Origin of the sequence: Labrys wisconsinensis, assembly GCF_030814995.1 — a bacterium.
GTDB classification, from domain to species: Bacteria; Pseudomonadota; Alphaproteobacteria; order Rhizobiales; family Labraceae; genus Labrys; species Labrys wisconsinensis.
Map to the genome: position 1 here is coordinate 239,750 of NZ_JAUSVX010000007.1, position 18,284 is coordinate 258,033.

The following is an 18,284-nucleotide window of genomic DNA, read 5'->3' on the forward strand; positions in this document are numbered from 1 at the left end:
GACTGACCCGCCATGGCTGAGCGCGGCGACAACGACCTGCGGCCCTCGCCCGACGCGCTCCTCGCCCAGGCCAACCAGGAGACGCGCGGCCGGCTGAAGATCTTCCTCGGCGCGGCGCCGGGCGTCGGCAAGACCTACGAGATGCTGAGCGTCGCCCGCGCCCGCCGTGCCGGCGGCGTCGACGTGGTGATCGGCGTGGTCGAGACCCATGGCCGCCGCGAGACCGAGGCGCTGGTGCAGGGCCTCGAGCAGGTGCCGCTCAGGGCGATCGACTACAAGGGCCGCACGCTGCGCGAGATGGATCTCGACGCCATCCTGGCGCGGCGGCCGCAGCTGGTGCTGGTCGACGAGTTCGCCCACACCAACGCGCCCGGCAGCCGCCATCCCAAGCGCTATCTCGACGTCGAGGAGCTGCTGGCCGCCGGCATCGACGTCTACACCACGCTGAACATCCAGCATGTGGAAAGCCTCAACGACGTGGTGGCGCAGATCACCCGGGTCCGGGTGCAGGAGACCGTGCCGGATTCCGTGGTCGACCGCGCCGACGACATCGAGATCATCGACCTGACGCCCGGCGACCTGATCCAGCGCCTGCGCGAGGGCAAGGTCTATGTGCCCGACACCGCCTCTCGGGCGCTGGAGGGCTATTTCTCCCCCGGCAACCTCACGGCCCTGCGCGAGCTCGCCTTGCGCCGCACGGCGCAGCGCGTCGACGAGCAACTCCTCACCCATATGCAGGCCAATGCCATTCCCGGCCCCTGGGCGGCCGGCGAGCGGGTGCTGGTCTGCATCGATGCCCGGTCCGCCGGGCCGGCCCTGGTGCGCTACGGCCGGCGCATGGCCGAGCGGCTGCGCGCGCCCTGGACGGTGCTGCACGTGGAGACGCCGCAATCGCTCAAGCTCAGCGAGGCCGAGCGCGACCGCATGGCCGAGACGCTGCGCGGGGCCGAGCGCCTGGGCGCGGAGACCATGGTCGTCCCCGGGCAGCGGGCGGTCGACGAGATCCTCGCCTACGCGACCGCCGGCAACGTCACCCATATCGTCATCGGCAAGTCGGGCAAGTCGTGGCTGGCCGAGCTGGTCCAGGGCTCGACCAGCCACGACCTCCTCCGGCGCTCCGGCAATATCAGCGTGCACGTGGTGGCCGGCGCCAGCGACGGGACGAGCGTCCCGCGCCGTCCCCGGCCGGCCGAAGCCGCCGCGCTCGACCCGCGCTCGTATCTCGCCGCCGCCGGCATCGCGGCGGTGGCCACCGGCGCCAGCATGGTGCTGCGCCAGTTCCTCGACGTGCGCAACGTCGCGCTGGTCTTCCTGGTCGGCGTGCTGGTCACCGGCGTCTCGTTCGGGCTCTGGCCGGCGCTGTTCGCCTGCATCATCGCCATGCTGGCCTTCAACTTCTTCTTCCTGGAGCCGATCTACACCTTCACCATCGCCGACCCCGAGAGCGTGGTGGCGCTCTTGTTCTTCTTCGTGGTGGCGGTGATCGCCAGCAACCTGACCGGACGCGTGCGCAACCAGGCGGTGGTGGCGCGCCAGCGCGCCAAGACCACGGAGGATCTCTACCAGTTCAGCAAGAAGCTCGCGGCCGTCGGCACGCTCGACGATGTGCTGTGGGCCGCCGCCTTCCAGATCGCCTCGATGCTGAAGGTGCGCGTCGTGCTGCTGCTGCCGGACGGCGGCACGGTGCAGGTGCGGGCCGGCTATCCCCCGGAGGACCTCCTGGACGAGGCGGACCTCGCCGCGGCCAAATGGGCCTTCGAGAACAACCGGCCGGCCGGGCGCGGCGCCGACACCCTGCCCGGCGCCAGGCGGCTGTTCCTGCCGATGCGCACCGGGCGCGGGGCGATCGGCGTGATCGGCATCGACAGCGACAAGGACGGCCCGCTGCTCTCGCCCGAGCAGCGCCGCCTGCTCGACGCCCTTTCCGACCAGACGGCGCTGGCGGTCGAGCGCGTGCACCTGGTCGAGGACGTCGACCGGGCGCGGCTGGCGGCCGAGACCGACCGGCTGCGCACGGCGCTGCTGACCTCGATCTCGCACGACCTGCGCACGCCGCTGGCCTCGATCCTCGGCTCGGCCGGCACGCTCAAGGACTATTCCGAGCTGCTGGCCGAGGAGGACAAGCGCGAGCTCGCCTCGACCATCCAGGAGGAGGCGGAGCGGCTCAACCGCTTCATCGCCAACCTGCTCGACATGACGCGGCTCGAATCCGGCGCCGTGCGCCCCAACCTCGCCCCGAACGACCTCGGCGAGATCGTCGGCAGCGCCCTCAAGCGGGCCGGCAAGATCCTGGCCCAGCACCGGGTCGAGGTCGATCTCGCCCCGGACCTGCCGCTGCTCGCCCTCGACCCCGTGCTGTTCGAGCAGGTGCTGTTCAACCTTCTCGACAATGCCGCCAAATACGCGCCGGCCGGCACCGTCATCCGCCTGCAGGGCGAGCGCGACGGCGCCGTCGTCACGCTGCAGGTCCTCGACGAGGGGCCCGGCATCCCGGCGGGCGAGCTGGAGCTGGTCTTCGACAAGTTCCACCGGGCCGAGAAAGGCGACCAGGTCCGCGCCGGCACGGGCCTGGGCCTCGGCATCTGCCGCGGCTTCGTGGAAGCCATGGGAGGCGCGATCACGGCCGGCAACCGCGCCGACCGCAGCGGCGCCGTCTTCACCATCAGGCTGCCGGTGCCGGCCGGGACCATCCCATGAGCGCAGCCCCGCAGAGGACCGTTCGATGAGCGCAGACCCCGTCCGCATCCTCGTGGTCGACGACGAGCCGGCCATCCGCAAGCTGCTGCACACGGGCCTCGGCACCCAGGGCTACGAGGTGATCGATGCCTCGAACGGCAAGGCGGCGCTGGCGGCAGCGGCCACCGCCGAGCCGCCGGACCTGATCCTGCTCGATCTCGGCCTGCCCGACATCGCCGGCCACGAGTTGCTGCGCCGCTGGCAGGAGGCGGGGTCGCCGATCCCCGTGGTGGTGCTGTCGAGCCGCACCGACGAGGCCGGCATCGTGCAGGCGCTCGAGCTCGGCGCCGACGACTACGTCACCAAGCCCTTCGGCATGAACGAGCTCGTCGCCCGCATCCGCGTCGCCCTGCGCCACCGCCTGGCGCAGCAGGGCGAAAAGCCGGTATTCCGGGCCGGCGACCTCACGGTCGACCTGGTGCGCCGCATCGTCAAGCTGCGCGAGGAGGAGGTGAAGCTCTCGCCCAAGGAATACGACATCCTCCGCCTCCTCGTGCAGCATGCCGGCAAGGTCCTGACCCATCACTTCATGCTGCGGCAGGTCTGGGGCGATGCGCAGGACGTGCAGTACCTGCGCGTTTATGTCCGCCAGCTGCGCCAGAAGATCGAGGACAATCCCGAGCAGCCCCGCTACATCCACACCGAGACGGGGGTGGGTTACCGGATGCGCGAGCCGGACTGACCGCCCGCGCCGGAGCCCTGCCCCAACCATCAGATTGTCCATGCAGATCGCCGACTTCCTCGCTCCCGCCAGCGTCCATGCCGCGGTTCGTGCCGCTGACAAGACCGCCCTCCTCCGCATCCTGGCGGGCCAGGCCGCCGGCCTGGTCGCCATCGGGGAGGCGGACATCCTGGCGGCGCTGACGGCCCGCGAAAGCCTGGGCTCGACCGGCATGGGCGGCGGCTTCGCCCTGCCGCATGCCCGCCTGCCCGGCGTGGCCCGCCCGACCGGGGTGTTCGCCCAGCTGCGCACGCCGATCGACTTCGAGGCGATCGACGGCAAGCCGGTCGACCTCGTCTTCCTGTTGCTGCTGCCCACCGGCCAGCAGACCGAGCAGCTCCAGGCGCTGGCCTGCGCCGCCCGACGCCTGCGCGGTCCCGAGCTGGCGGCGCGGCTGCGCCGGCTCGCCGCCCCGGCCGAGCTGTTCACGGCGCTGACGGCGGCCTGACCCGGCTCCGCGCTCCCCTGCGGGAGGGCCCGTACCACTACGGCAGGAAGCCTCGAAGACGCGGCACAGAAGACGCAGAATCGAGGTTTCGCGCCGGAGCCGACTTATGGTAAACAATCCACAACTCAAGATGTCCCGATATGGGCAACGCCTTGGGAAGTAATCTCCAAAAATATAACGGCTCATACCTTATATTCATCTTTGGTGCGCCACGATGTTGCCCGCAGGAAACCATTAAGGTTGATCCTTTGGGCTGAATGCGCATACTCCTCCGCTCCTGGAGTGGCGCTCCGGTGTAGGGTTTGGGCGAGGGCGCTGGTGAATGGCGTGGTGCAGCGGAGGATCGCAGGCCGGCCTGCTCGGATCGAGAGCAGGCATGGTTCGGCGTCTGGGGGCGCTCGGGGGCACGGCCCTTGCGGGTGCGATGGCGGCCATGCTGGCGGCACCGCAGCCGGCTCTCGCCTTCAAGCTCTTCGGCTACAGCTTCTTCGAATCGGATGAGAAGCCGGCCTCGCCGGACGCGCAGCCCTACACGGTCGACGTCAAGGTCACGACGCAGGACGACGACCTCGCCGACCGCCTGCGCGCGGCCTCGCTGCTCTATGCCAACAAGGACGACACCCCGCCGCCGAGCACGCCGGCCTTCCTGTCGCGGGCACGGGCGGAATATGAGCGCATCCTGGCGGCGCTCTACGCCAACGGCCGCTACGGCGGCACGATCGGCATCAGCGTGGCCGGCCGGCCGCTGGAGCAGGTGGCGGCGGACGCGACGCTGCCCCATCCCGTGCCCGTCACCATCTCGATCGACCCCGGCCCGGCCTTCACCTTCGGCTCGGTGGTGATCAAGGGCCGCGCTCCGGCGAGCGATGCCGACGACAACCCCAAGATCATGACGCCGGAGAAGCTCGGCCTCGCGCCGGGCAAGCCGGCCCGCTCGGAGACCGTGCTGCAGTCCGAGCAGGCGCTGGTCGACGAATGGCGCCGGCTCGGCTACCCCAAGGCGCAGCCGCTGCCGCGCAACGTCGACGCCGACCACAAGACCGACCGGCTCAACGTCGCCATCGGCGTCGACTCCGGCCGGGCGGCGGTGTACGGGCCGATCGCGGTGACTGGCACCACCGACATGGATCCCGATTTCGTGGCGCGGCAGACCGGGCTGGTGCCGGGCCAGCGCTACGATCCCGCCGACATCGACCGGGCGATGCGGCGGCTGCGCCACCTGCAGGTGTTCAGCTCCACCCGCATCGTCGAGGACGGCGCCATCGCCCCGAACGGCGCGCTGGGCATGACGGTCAACGTCGCCGAGCGCCCCCAGCACGTGTTCGGGGTCGGCGCGTCCTATTCCAGCCTCGACGGCGCCGGTGCCCAAGCCTATTGGGAGCACCGCAACCTGTTCGGCGAGGCCGAGCGGCTGCGCTTCGACGCGCAGGTGTCGGGCATCGACAATGCCGACCCGCGCAAGTTCACCTATCTCGGCGGCGTCACCTTCATCAAGCCGGGCGTGTTCACCCCGTTCACCGACCTCACGGCGAACCTCACCGCCTCGCGCGAAGTCTATGACCCCTATGCGCAAAACACCTTTGGCGGGCGCATCGGCCTCAGCCACGAATTCTCCGACCAGCTCACCGGCAAGATCGCGATCAGCGGCGAGTACGACCGGGTCGAGGACGCCTATAACCGCTACAACCCGGCGACCCAGAGCTTCGGCACGCGCGACCTGACCTTCATCAGCCTGCCCGGCGAGCTCAGCTATGACGGCACCGACGACAAGCTGGAGCCGACCCGCGGCTTCCGCGCCAAGCTGTCGCTGGAGCCGTTCTACGAGGCGAGCTACGGCAATGGCGGCCTGATCAGCCGCATCGACGCCTCGACCTATTATGCGGTCGACCATGACGGGCGCTTCGTGATCGCGGCGCGGGCGGCGGTCGGCTCGATCGTCGGGGCGCCGGCGGACGAGCTGCCGGCCAACCGGCTGTTCTTCGCCGGCGGCGGCGGCTCGGTGCGCGGCTACGCCTATCGCAGCCTCGGCCCGACCATCACCACCGTCGACGGCAAGGACTGGGTGGTGGGCGGCCGGTCCCTGGTGGAGGGATCGCTGGAGTTCCGCGCCAGGATCACCGACTCGATCGGCATCGTGCCGTTCATCGACGCCGGCGGCGCCTTCGCTTCGAGCTATCCCGACTTCTCCCAGGACATCAAGATCGGCGCCGGCCTCGGCCTGCGCTACTATACCGGGCTCGGCGCGATCCGCGTCGACGTCGCCACGCCGGTCAACCGCGACAAGGGCGATTCGCTCGTCGCCCTCTATATCGGCCTCGGGGAGGCGTTCTGATGGGACGGAAGCTCATCCTCGCCGCCGCTCTCGCCGTCGCCATGCCGGTGACGGCCTGGACCATCGCCAGCGCCCAGACCGACGACGCCGGCGAGAAGTCCTGGTTCGTCACCTATGTCGAGCAGACTATCTCGACCCCCGATCGCAAGATCTCGCTCGGCCGCATCGACGGGGCGCTGTCCTCGGACGTCAAGATCTCCTCCATCACCATCGCCGACCGGCAGGGCGTCTGGCTGACGATCGAGGGCGCGCACCTGATCTGGAGCCGCACGGCGCTGCTCACCGGCAAGCTCGACATCGACCTGCTCGAGGCCCAGTCGATCGCGGTGACGCGCAAGCCGCTGCCGCCGGAGGGCATCCAGCCCGCCTCTTCCGGCTTCTCCGTGCCGGAGCTGCCGGTCTCGGTGAAGCTGACCAAGCTCTCCGTCCCGACCGTAAGCATCGCCGCGGCGATCGCCGGAGCCGACACGGTGCTGTCGGTCGAGGGCGGCGCCGACGTCGCCAACGGCACCATGCATGCGGACCTGTCGGTGAAGCGCACCAGGCCGAGCGGCGGCGAGCTCGTCCTCAAGGCCGACTACAGCAACACGACGCGTCAGCTCGGGCTCGACCTGTCGCTGCAGGAGCCGAAGGACGGCTTCCTCTCCACCATGCTCAGCCTGCCGGGACGGCCGGCCATCGGCTTCACCATCGCCGGCACCGGCCCGCTCGACAATTTCTCCGCCGATATCGGCCTGTCCGCCGACGGCGACAAGCTGCTCTCCGGCAAAGCCGTGATCTCCCAAGGCGATACGGGCCTCATCTTCACCACCGACCTCAACGGCACGCTGAGCCGCCTGGTGCAGCCGGCCTATGCGGATTTCGTCGCCGGGGCCTCGAACCTGTCGATCGCCGCCCACCAGACCGCCGATGGCGGCCTCTCGCTCGACCACGCCAATATCCGCTCCGGCGTGATGGCGCTGGCCCTCTCGGGCGCGATCTCGCCCGACGGCTTCCCGACCAAGCTCAGCGCCGACGGCCGGATCGGCGCCGATGACGGTCGGCCGGTGCGCCTGCCCGGCGCGGCGGCGACGATCGGCGGCGCGCGCCTCGCCGCCAGCTTCGGGGACGGCGCCTGGACCGCGACCTTCGACCTCGCCAAGCTGCAGACCGACACCATCGCCGCCGGGACCGCGACGATCCGCGCCGGCGGCGAGGCCCGGGACCTCGTCGACGCCAAGAAGCGCAGCCTGACCTACACGGTCACCGGCCGCGCCGAGGACCTCACCGCGTCCGATGCCGGCCTGCAGCAGGCGCTGGGCAAGACGCTGGACTTCGAGGCGGGCGGCGCCTGGCAGGCCGCCCAGCCCGTGGCGATCGACAAGGTGCGGCTGGCGAGCGCCGGCGCGCAGGCCTCCTTCGCCGGCAAGCTCGACGGCAACGATCTCGGCGGCCGCTACACCTTGTCGGCGCCCGACCTGTCGCTGTTCTCCGGCCTGGCCGGCCGCGACCTCCGGGGCAAGGCCGAGCTCGAGGCCAACGGCACGCTGGCCCTGGTCGGTGGCGCGATGACGATGACGATCGACGGCGGCGCCGACGACCTCGCCCTCGGCCAGGCCGCGGCCGATGCCCTGATGAAGGGGCACACCGCGCTCAAGGGCGGCCTGCGCCGCGCCGAGGACGGGCTGCATCTCGACAAGCTCGACCTCGCCAACGATCAGTTCCATGCCACGCTCGACGGCCTCTACGGCGTCAAGCAGGTCGGCCTCCAGGCGCAGGCGCGGCTCGCCGACGTCAAGCTGCTCACCGACCGCGCCTCGGGCGCCGCGACGCTGACGGCGGCGCTGACCGGCGATGCCGAGGCTCCCGCGGTCCGGGCCGAGCTCGTCGCCGAGACGCTGACGCTGCAGGGCAAGCCGTTCCGCAACGGCCGCGCCGGCTTCGCCGGCACGCTGAGGGGGGCTGACGTCGACGGCCAGTTCTCGCTCTCGGGCGATCTCGACAAGCTGCCCGTGACGGCTTCGGCCAAGATCGAGACGCTGCCGGACGGCACGCGCCGGCTCTCGGGGCTCGATGCGAGCGCCGGCGCCGCCAGCCTGTCGGGCGACCTGACGCTGCAGCCGCGCAATCTCGTGACCGGCAGCCTGGCCGCCAACGTGCCCGACATGGCGGCGATTGCGCCGCTGCTGCTGATCACGGCCTCCGGCAGCCTCGTCGCCGACGTGGCGCTCACCGTCGAGGACGGCAGGCAGGATGCCGGCGTCAAGGCGCAGGCGAAGTCTCTCAAGATCGAGACCACCACGGTCGGCTCGGCCGACATCGACCTCAACGGCACGGACCTCCTCGGCGTGCCCGGCCTCGCCGGCAAGGCCGATGCCCGCGCCATCCAGCTCGGCAGCTTCGCCATCCGCCAGGTGCTGGCGACGGCGGAGCAGCGCGGCGGCGCGACCGCCTTCCGCGTGCAGGGCGACATGCCGCGCGGCTCCGTCAAGGTGGCGGGCGCCCTCACCGGCGCGCAAGGCGGCTTCGACGTCCGGCTCGACACGCTCGACGTCAGGCAGGAGGGCGTCAGCGCCGCGCTGGCGGCACCGGTCACCATCGCCAGCCGCGCCGAGGGCATCACCATCCCCAAGGCACTGCTGCGCATCGGCCAGGGCGGCACCGTCTCGATCGCCGGCCTCGTCGGCCAGCGGCTGGCGCTCGACGCTGTCGTCACCGCCCTGCCCGCCTCCCTGGCGAACATCGCTTCGCCCGGCCTCGGCGCCAGCGGCACGCTCTCGGCCACGGCCAAGGTGACGGGCACCGGCGCGGCGCCGGTGGCGGACTTCGAAGTACGGGGCGAAAGCCTTTCTGCCAATGCGCTGCGCGGCGTCGGCCTCACGCCGCTGCAACTCGCCGCCAAGGGCCATTTCGCCAACCGGACGGTGGCGCTCGACGCCACGGTCAGCGGTGCCGGCGGCCTGTCGGTCAAGGCCCGGGGCAACGTGCCGCTCGCGGGCGGCGGCCTGGCCGTGGACGTGCAGGCCTCGGCGCCGCTGGCGCTCGCCAATGCCATGATGGTGGAGCGTGCCGACAAGCTCACCGGCACGCTCACGCTCGATGCCCGCGTCACCGGCGCCCTGGCCGAGCCGGCGGTCAGCGGCCGGGCGGTCGTGGCGGGCGGAACCTTCACCGATCCCGACAGCGGCATGAAGCTCACCGGCATCGGCGGCAGCGTCCGCTTCGACGGCCAGCGGGCGACGATCGAGCAGTTCGCCGCCACCACGCCGGGCGGCGGCACGCTCGGCCTCAGGGGCTCGGTCGGGCTGAAGCCGGACTATCCCGCCGACCTCGCCATCACGCTGCGCAATGCCAAGCTCTCCGACGGCAACCTCGCCACGGTGCAGCTCAGCGGCGACATGACCGTGCGCGGCGGCCTGACCGGCCAGCCGGTGATCGGCGGCCGCATCAGCATCGCCCGCGCCGAGATCACCATTCCCGAGCGCTTCCCCGCCAACGCCGCCCTGCTCGGCGTCAAGCACCTGGCGACGCCGCCCGAGGTGCTGCGCACGCTCGCCAAGGCCAAGATCGTCAACGGCGGGCGCAAGGGCAAGGCGGGCAAGGCCGGCGGGCCGAGCAACATCGTGCTCGACCTGACCATCGACGCGCCGTCCAAGATCTTCGTGCGCGGCCGCGGGCTCGACACCGAGCTCGGCGGCGAGCTCAAGCTCACCGGCCCGATCTCCAACGTCTCCCCGGTCGGCTCCTTCCAGATGCGCCGCGGCTCGCTCGACGTGATCGGCCAGCACATCAACTTCGACAGCGGCTCGGTCGTGCTGACCGGCGACCTCAACCCGACGATCGATTTCGTGGCGACGACGCGCAACTCGTCGATCACGGTGACGGCGCGGGTCACCGGCCAGGCCTCCGACCCGCAGATCGTGCTGTCCTCGGTGCCGGAGCTGCCGCAGGACGAGGTCATGGCGCAGTTCCTGTTCGGCCACAGCATCTCCGACCTCTCGCCCTTCCAGATCGTGCAATTGGCGACCGCGGTGGCCCAGCTCGCCGGCGGCTCCTCCGGCCCGGACCTGCTCGGCAGCATCCGCAAGTCGACCGGCCTCGACAATCTCGGCATCGTCACCGACGCCCAGGGCAATGCGGCGGTGCAGGCCGGAAGCTACATCACAGACAAGGTCTATCTCGGCGTCACCACCGGCGCCCGGGGCGACACCAATGCCGCCATCAATCTCGACATCACCAAGAACCTGAAGCTGCGCGGCGAGACCGGCACCGACGGCTCGAAGGCGGGCGTGTTCTACGAGCGGGAATATTGAGGCGGCACCCGTCTCACGGCCGGGCGGCCGGCTCGATCAGCTCCGCCTCGACGAGATAGCGCTCCGGCCCGGGCACGAGGGCTCCCAGCGGCCAGCAGGTCGCGAGGACGAGGTGGCGGCCGGGTGCCAGCGGGTCGATGCCGGAGCGGTCCCAGCGCACCACGGCCGTGCCGGTGACGGCATAGCGGAAGGCCCGGCCGTCGCGTCTGACGACCCGGATCTCGTCCCCCGGCCGGACCTCGCCGAGGAAGGCGAAATGCGTGTCGCGATGCGCCGCATAGACCGCCGTGCCGGACTCGCCGGCATCCGGCGTGCCGTTGACGTGGCCGGGGCCGAAGGCGAGCGCCTGGCCGCTGTCGCCGGCGAGCGCGATGGCGCTGCGCCCGAACCTCGGCACCTCGATGCGCGCCGCCGGCCAGGTGTCGAACCAGGGCCAGGGCTTGACGGCGGCGCCCTCGGCGACCGATTGGGCGAAGGCGCGCTCCAGCAGCACCTGCGCCAGCGCGGCCTTGGCCGGGATCCACAGCCCCTGCCCCGCCAGCACCAGCCCGATGGCGCCGAGCAGCGCGGCGGCTGCCCGCATCGCGCCCTGGCGAAACTCCGCAGCAGATGATTGGACCTGTCCAGACATGCTCATATGTCCTTGCGCGATGCGGCGCTGCTCCGGCCCGCAGGAGCCGGAGCAGGCGTTTTCGGCGTCAGGCGACCGCCCGGCGGCGGCCGGCCAGGAGCAGGCCGAGGCTGAGGGCGAGCAGCGCCAGGCCGGCAGCGAGGCGCAGCTCGGCATCGGTCGCGGTCTGGGGCAGCCGCACCTGGGCGCTGCGGGTGCCCTGGCCGATCTGCACGGGCTTGACGGCGACGGCGATGCCGGCCGAGGCGTCCGCCAGCCTGACGGGATCGTCGACGTCGGCACGGCGCTGGCCCGGGATCGGCTCGGGACGCGGCGCGGCTTCGCCGTCGCGGCCGAAGACCTTGTCGAAGTCCCAGCCCGCGGGCAGGTTCAGCGGCAGGTCGGCGCGGGTGAGGCGCTCGGCCTCCGGCCGGCTCGGCGTGCGGTCGACGGCGACCAGGCTGGTGAGCCGGGTGACGAGATGGTGCTCGAGCGCCAGGGCCAGGATCCGCTTGTCGGCCTCGTCGGGCGTGATCTGGCGCAGGGTCTGCGCCACCTCCGCGTCGGCGATCTTGCGCCGGGCCCAGAGCTTCGACAGGCCCTTCCCGGGGGCCGCCTTGTCGACCGGCAGCGTCACCACCCAAGGCCGGCTGCCGATCATCCCCCTGATCTCCAGCGTGCCGGCGGGCTTGCCGAGCCGGGCGGCCAGCACCAGCGGCTCGCCGCGATAGAGGTCCGGCAGGGCGGACGGCGTCATGTCGGCGCCGCCGGCGGAGAGGGTGGCGGTGAGGTTGGTGACGACCGGGCTCTCCAGCTTGTCGAACAGGGCGCGCATATGGTCCTGCACCTGGTCGATCGAGCCGATGGCGGTGTAGGTGCCGCGGCCGAGCTCGGCGGCGCGCGTCATCAGATAGGTGTTGGGGGCCGAGCCGATGCCGACCATGAACACCCGCGAGCGCCCGCGCCCGGCGGAGATCGTGTCGAAGAGCTGCTGCTCGTTGCCGATCTCGCCGTCGGTCAGGAACACGACCTGGCGCAGGAAGCCGGTATCGCCCGGCCTGGGATCGGTCAGCGCCGTCTGCATCGGCGGCACCATCTCGGTGCCGCCATTGGCCTCGATCGAGGAGACGAAGCTCTGGGCCTGCGCGAGGTGCTCGGCGTCGGCCGGCACGGTGTCGGGGAACAGCGCCGTCATGGTGTCGTCGAAGCGGATGACGTTGAAGCGGTCGGCCGGCTTGAGGCGGCCGAGGCCATAGGCGAGGCTCGCCTTGGCCTGGATCATCGACTGCCCGCCCATGGAGCCGGAATTGTCGATGACGAAGGTGACCTCGCGCGGGCGCTGCTCGGTCTCGGCCTGGACGCCGGGCGGCGGGGTGACATAGGCGAGGAGATAGTCGTTCTGCCCGAGATGCTCGCGGAACAGGCCGACGGCCGGCGCGCCGGTCGCGGCGGCCTGCCAGGTCAGCTCGAAGTCGCGATCGGCCGGCACCATGCCGCCGTCGAGGGCGACCACGCGGGTGTCGGGCGCGGGCGCGTCGATCTTGACCTGGTGGAACGAGCTCTTGACCTCGCCGAGGGGGAAGCCCGCCTGCAGCTTCACCGATATGCTCACCGGGTTTATCGGCCCGGCCTTGCGCGGGTCGAGCACCGGCGGCTCGATGCGGGCGCGGTCGGGCACGGGGTCGCTGACCGTGGTGCCCCAGCCGCCGCCCTCCTTGGAAAAATCGGCGCTCTGCACGATGGCCGGGCCGGGATTGTAGCGCGGCGCGACCACCAGCGGCACGCGCAGCGAGAAGACGTCGCCGGCCTGGTGCACCGGCTCCTGGTACTCGATCTGCACCACCACCGTCTCGCCGGGCCCGATATTGGCGACCGAGTTGGTGAAGATGTTGGGCCGCTCCTGCTCGATCAGGGCCGCCTTCTGGCCGGCGGCCTTGGCATCCTCGTAGATGCGCTTGGCCTCCTCGCGCTTCCGGACGTCGGCGACGACGACGCGGCGGCCGATCACCATCTTCAGGGTGTCGACCGCCGCCCCCTCCGGCAGGGGATAGACATAGACGCCCTCCACCCAGCCCTTGGTCGGGTTGTGGAAGATCTGGGTGAGGCGGGCGCGGATGGTCGGACCGCTCACCGTCAGGTCGACGTCGGTGCCGAGCTTCGGCGCCTCGACAAAGCGCCCTTCCTGCGTGCCCTGCAGCAGCAGGGAGCCGGACTTCATGTCGTCGGGCGAGACGAACTGCGGCGCAACCTCGATCGCGCGTCCCTCGGCCCGGGCCGCGGCGGCGCAGGCGAGCAACGTGACGAAGATGAAGAGGGTGGCGAAGGCCGCGATCTCGGCGGCGGCAAGGACCGCGCGGCGCAGGGCCGCGCGAGCCGCGCGGTGCGACACCGCGCGGGGGCTGGGCGGGTGCCGCGGCGGCGCGGCGAGGAGAACGGGTGTGCTCATCGGATATCCCTGGACCTGACGGGGCCTCGGACGGCCTCGCCTCCTTGATCGCCCGGGCGGCTGTCGGGCACGAGCCGCAAGACCGGCCTTGTTCGGCAGCGATCCGCCGGCCCCGCCTTGCGGCCGCCCGAAGCGTGCGGCACTGTGCGGATTTGTGCGGAACGGAGGACGGCATGACGCTGGTGGCGGACAGCGCCTTTTCCGACGAGCAGAGCCGGGCCATCGCCGCGGCCGTGCGCGAGGCGCTGGCGCGCCGGCGCATCTCCCGGCAGCGGCTGGCGGACGAGGCCAGGATCAGCATCTCGACGCTGGAGAAGGCGCTCGCCGGCCGGCGGCCCTTCACGCTCGCGACCACCATCCGCCTGGAGGAGGCGCTCGGCGTGCGGCTGCGGCGGGCCGAGGACGCTGCGCCGGCCTCGTCAGGCGGCCTGGCGCCGGACGCGCTGGGCTCCTATGCCCGGCCGGCGGTGCGCTGGATCGAGGGCAGCTATCTCACCCTGCGCCCCTCCTTCGGCGATGTCGGCGCCATCTACGCCTACCGCACCGAGATCGGCTGGGACGAGCAGGCCGAAGCGCTGGCCTTCCGCGAGAGCGAGCGGCTCGACACCGCCTTCACCCAGTTCGGCTCGGTCTCGGTGCCGAACCAGTCCGGCCACATCTATCTCGTCACCAACCGGCACGGCCAGCACCGGCTGATCGTGCTGGGACGGCCGACCATCGCCGGCGCGATGTACGGCATCCTCACCACGCTGCAGGCCGGCCGCGGCTCGCAGCTCACCCCGGTCTCGGCGCCGATCGCCCTGGTGCCGATCGGGCCCGGCGCCGCCGTCCCGGCCTTCGGGCGGGTGACGCCGGCCGAGCGCTGGTACAGCGCCTATCGCGACCAGCTCGCCAAGGTGACGGAGGACGGCTTCGCCATGTTCCTGGCCAGCCCGCGCGGTTGACGGCGAGACGCTCCGAGCCGGCGCTGATCGGCCGGGGCTATGTCTGCTCGTAGAGGAGCACGCGGTCTGCCGGCAGGAGCTGGTCGAAACGGACCGAACCCGCCGCACGCTGCGGCTTGATCCGCCGCAGAGCACGCCTCAGATCAAAACTCAAGGTCGACGTCTTTTGCGATCCGGCCTTTGCGGTGCACGAGCTTCGTCCCGAAGTCATCTTCCAGCACGACCTTTGCGAGCGCGTATTCCAGCAACTCCATATCGGAGGCGATTCCGGACTTTTGCTTCGCGGCCGCGAGGAGGTCGCGCCGGATCCGCCCTGCGATCCGGCTGTCCTCGCCGTCGAGCAGACCAAGCTGACGCGCCGCATCGATCACCGTCCGACGCCTCAGGCTGGACGGACTCGGCGCGGATCGGGCTTCAGGGGTTGCTTTCAACACGGAGATCCCTCGTTGGACAGAATAGCAATTCTGGCCGACGGCTGCGACGGCTCGTCGTCAGGTGATCGGCGCCGGCGTCCCCTCCAGGTGCGGGCTGGTGAAGCCGAGCTTGACCAGCCCGGCCTTGATCTCGGGGATGGCCATGAACAGCTTCCACAACAGGCCGGTGCGGTGGTTCTCGATCATGACGACGATCGGCCCCTGGTCGATGCCGATATAGGTGTCGGCAAACCAGTCGCGGCTCTCGCAGAAGGCGTCGACGAAGCCGAAGCGGCCCCAGACGCGGTCGCCGTGGCGGCGCAGGAAATGGCGCATCGCCCGCATCGATTCCGCCGGCGCGTAGCACAGGCTCGACAGGGCGGCCGTCGGCGAGATGGTGCCGTTGTCGTTGTCGGGCGCGTGCGCGACATAGCCGTCGGGATCATCGCTCGCCGTCAGGCCCCAGCAGTCCGGGCCGTAGCCCTCGTGGCCTTGCGGATTGGCGACGCAATAGTCGTAATTGACCCGGGTGTGGGCGACGTTCTGCTGCCAATAGTCGGCATAGCGGTCCTTGAGGCCGCGCGGGTCGAGGCCACAGAAGGAATAGTGCGAGAAGAACAGCGGCCCGCCATGGTCGGGCCCGAGCGGCAGCGTCGTGCCGTGATAGGTGCGGCCATTGGTGAAGTCCCGCCCGTTGGTATAGCCGCGGTGATAGACGTCGGCCGGAACGCCGTAGAGGGGCGAGGACGCGGCGAGGACATAGGCGATCAGGCACTCGTTCCAGCCGCGGATCTCGTGGTCGAGGGCAAAGCCGTTGGTCGGGCTCCAGTGCCAGGTCAGCACCTTGCGGCCGTCCCGGGTGTGCCAGCTCCACTCGGTCTCGCGCCAGAGCCGGGTGATCACGTCGCGCGCCTGCCGCTCGGCCGGCGTGTCGCGGTCGAAATATTGGCGGGCGCAGAGCAGGCCCTGGAACAGGAATGCGGTCTCGACCAGGTCGCCGCCATCGTCCTTGCGGCTGAAGCGGATGGTGGCGCCGGTATCGCCGTTCATGAAATGCGGAAAGAAGCCGTGATAGCAGGTGGCCCGGTCGAGGCAGGCGAGGATGCGCACCAGGCGCTCCACCGCCGCCTCGCGCTTGACCCAGCCGCGGTCGGCGGCGACGATCAGCGCCATGGCCCCGAAGCCGGTGGCGCCGAGGGCGACCAGGTCGTTGTCGGGGTCGGCCGTGGTGGTCGTGCGGTCGCGCGCCATGCCGCTGACGGGGTGGGCGCCCTCCCAGAAGAAGCCGAAGGTCTGGCGCTGCACCGCTTCCAGCAGCGCGTCATCCGGCAGGTCGGCAAGGGCGGCGGGAGCGGGACGCTTCGATCGGGCCATGGAGGCATTCCTTCAGGAGGCGGCGCGGGCTTGCGACGATGTGTCGGCATAGCGCCGTCCGGACCGCTTGACGAGATGCAGCACGCGCGGGAACAGACGGTCATGCGGCTCGGCGCGGCCGATATTGATGATCGCGGCCTCCGGCAGGTCGTCGCGCAGGATGGCGGCGACGCGCTGGCGGGCGTCGTCGTCGAGGGCGTCCAGCGCCTCGTCGATCAGCACCCAGCGCGGCTTGTGCAGCCTGAGCCGGGCGAAGGCCAGGCGCTGCTGCTCGCCCTCCGTGAGCTCGCGGTCCCAGCGGGCCTGGCGGTCGAGGTCGGCGGCGAAGCGGTCCAGGCCGACGCTGCCGAGCGCCGCGACGAGGTCGGGCTCGGCGAAGGTCTCCGGCGCCGAGGGGTAGGACAGCACGTCGCGCAGGCGGCCCGGCGGGATGTAGGGCGTGCGCGGCATGGCGGTGATCGCCTGGCCGCGCGGCAGGCCGATGCGGCCGTGGCCCCAGGGCCACAGGCCGGCGAGGACGCGGAACAGCAGGGTCTTGCCGACGCCGGCCGCGCCGACGATCAGGACGCGCTCGCCGGCCTCGATCGCCACCTGGCGCTCGCGCAGCGCCGTGGCCCCGCCCTTGGAGCTGATCTCGACCTCGTCGAAGGTGAGGCGCTCCTCCTGGTTCTCGACCACCTCGATCCGGTGGTGGCCGGTCTGCAGCACGTCGGCGGCGAGCATGGCGCGGCGGAAGCTGGCGACGCGCAGCAGCGTCGCCCGCCAGTCGGCGATGACGCTGAAATTGTCGACGAACCAGCGCAGCGACGACTGCACCTGGTTGAAGGCGCCCACCGCCATCATCAGGCCGCCGAGGGACAGGTTCCCGGCGAAATAGACCGGCGTCGCCACCAGGATCGGCGCGACGATGGTGAACCAGCCATAGCCGGCGGTCAGCCAGGTCAGGTTGGTCAGGGCGGTGGCGAGGCGGCGCATCGCCGCGAGCACGTCGCCGAGGTCGTTGAGCAGGCGGCGGCGCTCGTCGGGCTCGCCGCCGGCGAGCGAGATGGCGTCGACGTTCTCGTTGACCCGCATCAGCGAGAAGCGCAGGTCCGCCTCGCGGCCGTAGCGCTCGGCGTTGAGGCGGATCAGCGGGCGGCCGACGCGCCAGCTGAACCAGGAGGCGGAGCCGGCATAGATCACCGCGCACCACACCATGTAGCCGGGGATGGACAGGTGATAGCCGCCGATATGGAAGATGAAGCCGCTGGACAGCGACCACAGCACGCCGATGAAGCTCACCAGCAGGATCGAGGCCTGCAGCAGGCCGATGCCGAGGTCGGTGGAAAGCTCGGTGAGGTGGCGCGCGTCCTCGTGCAGGCGCTGGTCCGGATTGACGCCGATGGCGCCGGCATTGGCGAGGCGGAAGGCGCGCCGCGGCTCCATCCACTCGCCGATGAGGTCGCCGGCCAGGCTCTCGCGCAGCTTGAGCTTGGTCATCTGGTTGAGCCAGGTCTGGAAGACGTTGAGCGCCAGCAGGCCGCCGGCGATCATGACGAAGACCAGGAGCTGGTTGAGGAAGGTCGGAAAGTCGCGGCGGGCCAGGGAATCGTAGAAGGGCTGGTTCCAGCTGTTCAGCCGGATCTGGCCATAGGCGGTGGCGACGATGACGCAGAAGATGGCGCCGCCGAGCAGGAAGAGCCGGTTGCGCTGGGGCGAAGCCAAGAGCGCGCGGATCATCATCCTGAGCTGGGAGGAGAGGCGCGCCTGCGCCGCCTCCTCGATCTCGGAGAGGGCGTCGGGCAACTCACGGCTTTGCTCGTCCATGACCCCGATCCACGGCTGGCCGCGGCCCGCCGCCGGGCCTCGGATTTCGGTCGACCTGATCAGGATACGCCTTGCGGCCGCTCGCGGCAGCCCTTCTCGCGGTCGGCGCTCTCCAAACCGGCTCTGCGTCTCCCCCACAACATGGGAACGCGCAAAAGGTTT

11 protein-coding genes are annotated in these 18,284 nt (G+C 71.1%); 6 read left to right on the forward strand and 5 right to left on the reverse strand.

Annotation, left to right across the window (positions count from 1 at the left end; genetic code table 11):
• Nucleotides 1–12 precede the first annotated feature (12 nt).
• From QO011_RS19815 to QO011_RS19835, 5 genes are all read left to right on the forward strand, one after another.
• The gene (locus QO011_RS19815) at nt 13–2,697 is read left to right on the forward strand and encodes a DUF4118 domain-containing protein (protein WP_307275341.1); all 2,685 of its coding nucleotides are present in this window, start codon (nt 13–15) and stop codon (nt 2,695–2,697) included.
• Nucleotides 2,698–2,722: 25 nt separating this feature from the next.
• A complete protein-coding gene (locus QO011_RS19820; RefSeq protein ID WP_307275344.1) occupies nt 2,723–3,418 on the forward strand; it encodes a response regulator transcription factor in 696 nt (231 codons plus the stop codon).
• Between the two features lie 40 nt (nt 3,419–3,458).
• Nucleotides 3,459–3,905 carry a PTS sugar transporter subunit IIA gene (locus QO011_RS19825; RefSeq protein WP_307275347.1) on the forward strand — a complete coding sequence of 149 codons (447 nt, stop codon included), beginning with the start codon at nt 3,459–3,461 and terminating at the stop codon, nt 3,903–3,905.
• Nucleotides 3,906–4,281: 376 nt separating this feature from the next.
• Nucleotides 4,282–6,237 (forward strand): autotransporter assembly complex protein TamA, encoded by a 1,956-nt coding sequence (locus QO011_RS19830; RefSeq protein WP_307275349.1) that lies wholly within the window; start codon nt 4,282–4,284, stop codon nt 6,235–6,237.
• Entirely contained in the window at nt 6,237–10,529 is a 4,293-nt protein-coding gene (locus tag QO011_RS19835) for a translocation/assembly module TamB domain-containing protein (protein ID WP_307275352.1), read from the forward strand. Before QO011_RS19830 ends, QO011_RS19835 begins: the two co-directional genes overlap by 1 nt.
• 13 nt (nt 10,530–10,542) lie before the next feature.
• Here QO011_RS19835 and QO011_RS19840 read toward each other — a convergent pair whose 3' ends face one another.
• Together QO011_RS19840 and QO011_RS19845 are read right to left on the reverse strand one after the other, a co-directional pair.
• Nucleotides 10,543–11,160, reverse strand: coding sequence for a class GN sortase (locus QO011_RS19840; protein WP_307275354.1), 618 nt, complete (start codon nt 11,158–11,160; stop codon nt 10,543–10,545).
• A 67-nt stretch (nt 11,161–11,227) separates the two neighbouring features.
• Entirely contained in the window at nt 11,228–13,585 is a 2,358-nt protein-coding gene (locus QO011_RS19845; protein ID WP_307275357.1) for a marine proteobacterial sortase target protein, read from the reverse strand.
• Between the two features lie 173 nt (nt 13,586–13,758).
• Here QO011_RS19845 and QO011_RS19850 point away from each other — a divergent pair, with 173 nt between their 5' ends.
• Entirely contained in the window at nt 13,759–14,529 is a 771-nt protein-coding gene (locus tag QO011_RS19850) for a helix-turn-helix domain-containing protein (RefSeq protein ID WP_307275359.1), read from the forward strand.
• 143 nt (nt 14,530–14,672) lie between these two features.
• On the opposite strand, the gene QO011_RS19855 is transcribed toward QO011_RS19850, so the two are convergent.
• The 3 genes from QO011_RS19855 to QO011_RS19865 all read right to left on the reverse strand — a co-directional run bounded on the left by QO011_RS19855 (nt 14,673) and on the right by QO011_RS19865 (nt 18,122).
• Nucleotides 14,673–14,900 carry a hypothetical protein gene (locus tag QO011_RS19855; RefSeq protein ID WP_307275363.1) on the reverse strand — a complete coding sequence of 76 codons (228 nt, stop codon included), beginning with the start codon at nt 14,898–14,900 and terminating at the stop codon, nt 14,673–14,675.
• 120 nt (nt 14,901–15,020) lie between these two features.
• A complete protein-coding gene (locus QO011_RS19860; protein ID WP_307275365.1) occupies nt 15,021–16,316 on the reverse strand; it encodes a glucoamylase family protein in 1,296 nt (431 codons plus the stop codon).
• Between the two features lie 12 nt (nt 16,317–16,328).
• Nucleotides 16,329–18,122 (reverse strand): ABC transporter ATP-binding protein/permease, encoded by a 1,794-nt coding sequence (locus tag QO011_RS19865; RefSeq protein WP_307275367.1) that lies wholly within the window; start codon nt 18,120–18,122, stop codon nt 16,329–16,331.
• Between the last annotated feature and the right edge of the window lie 162 nt (nt 18,123–18,284).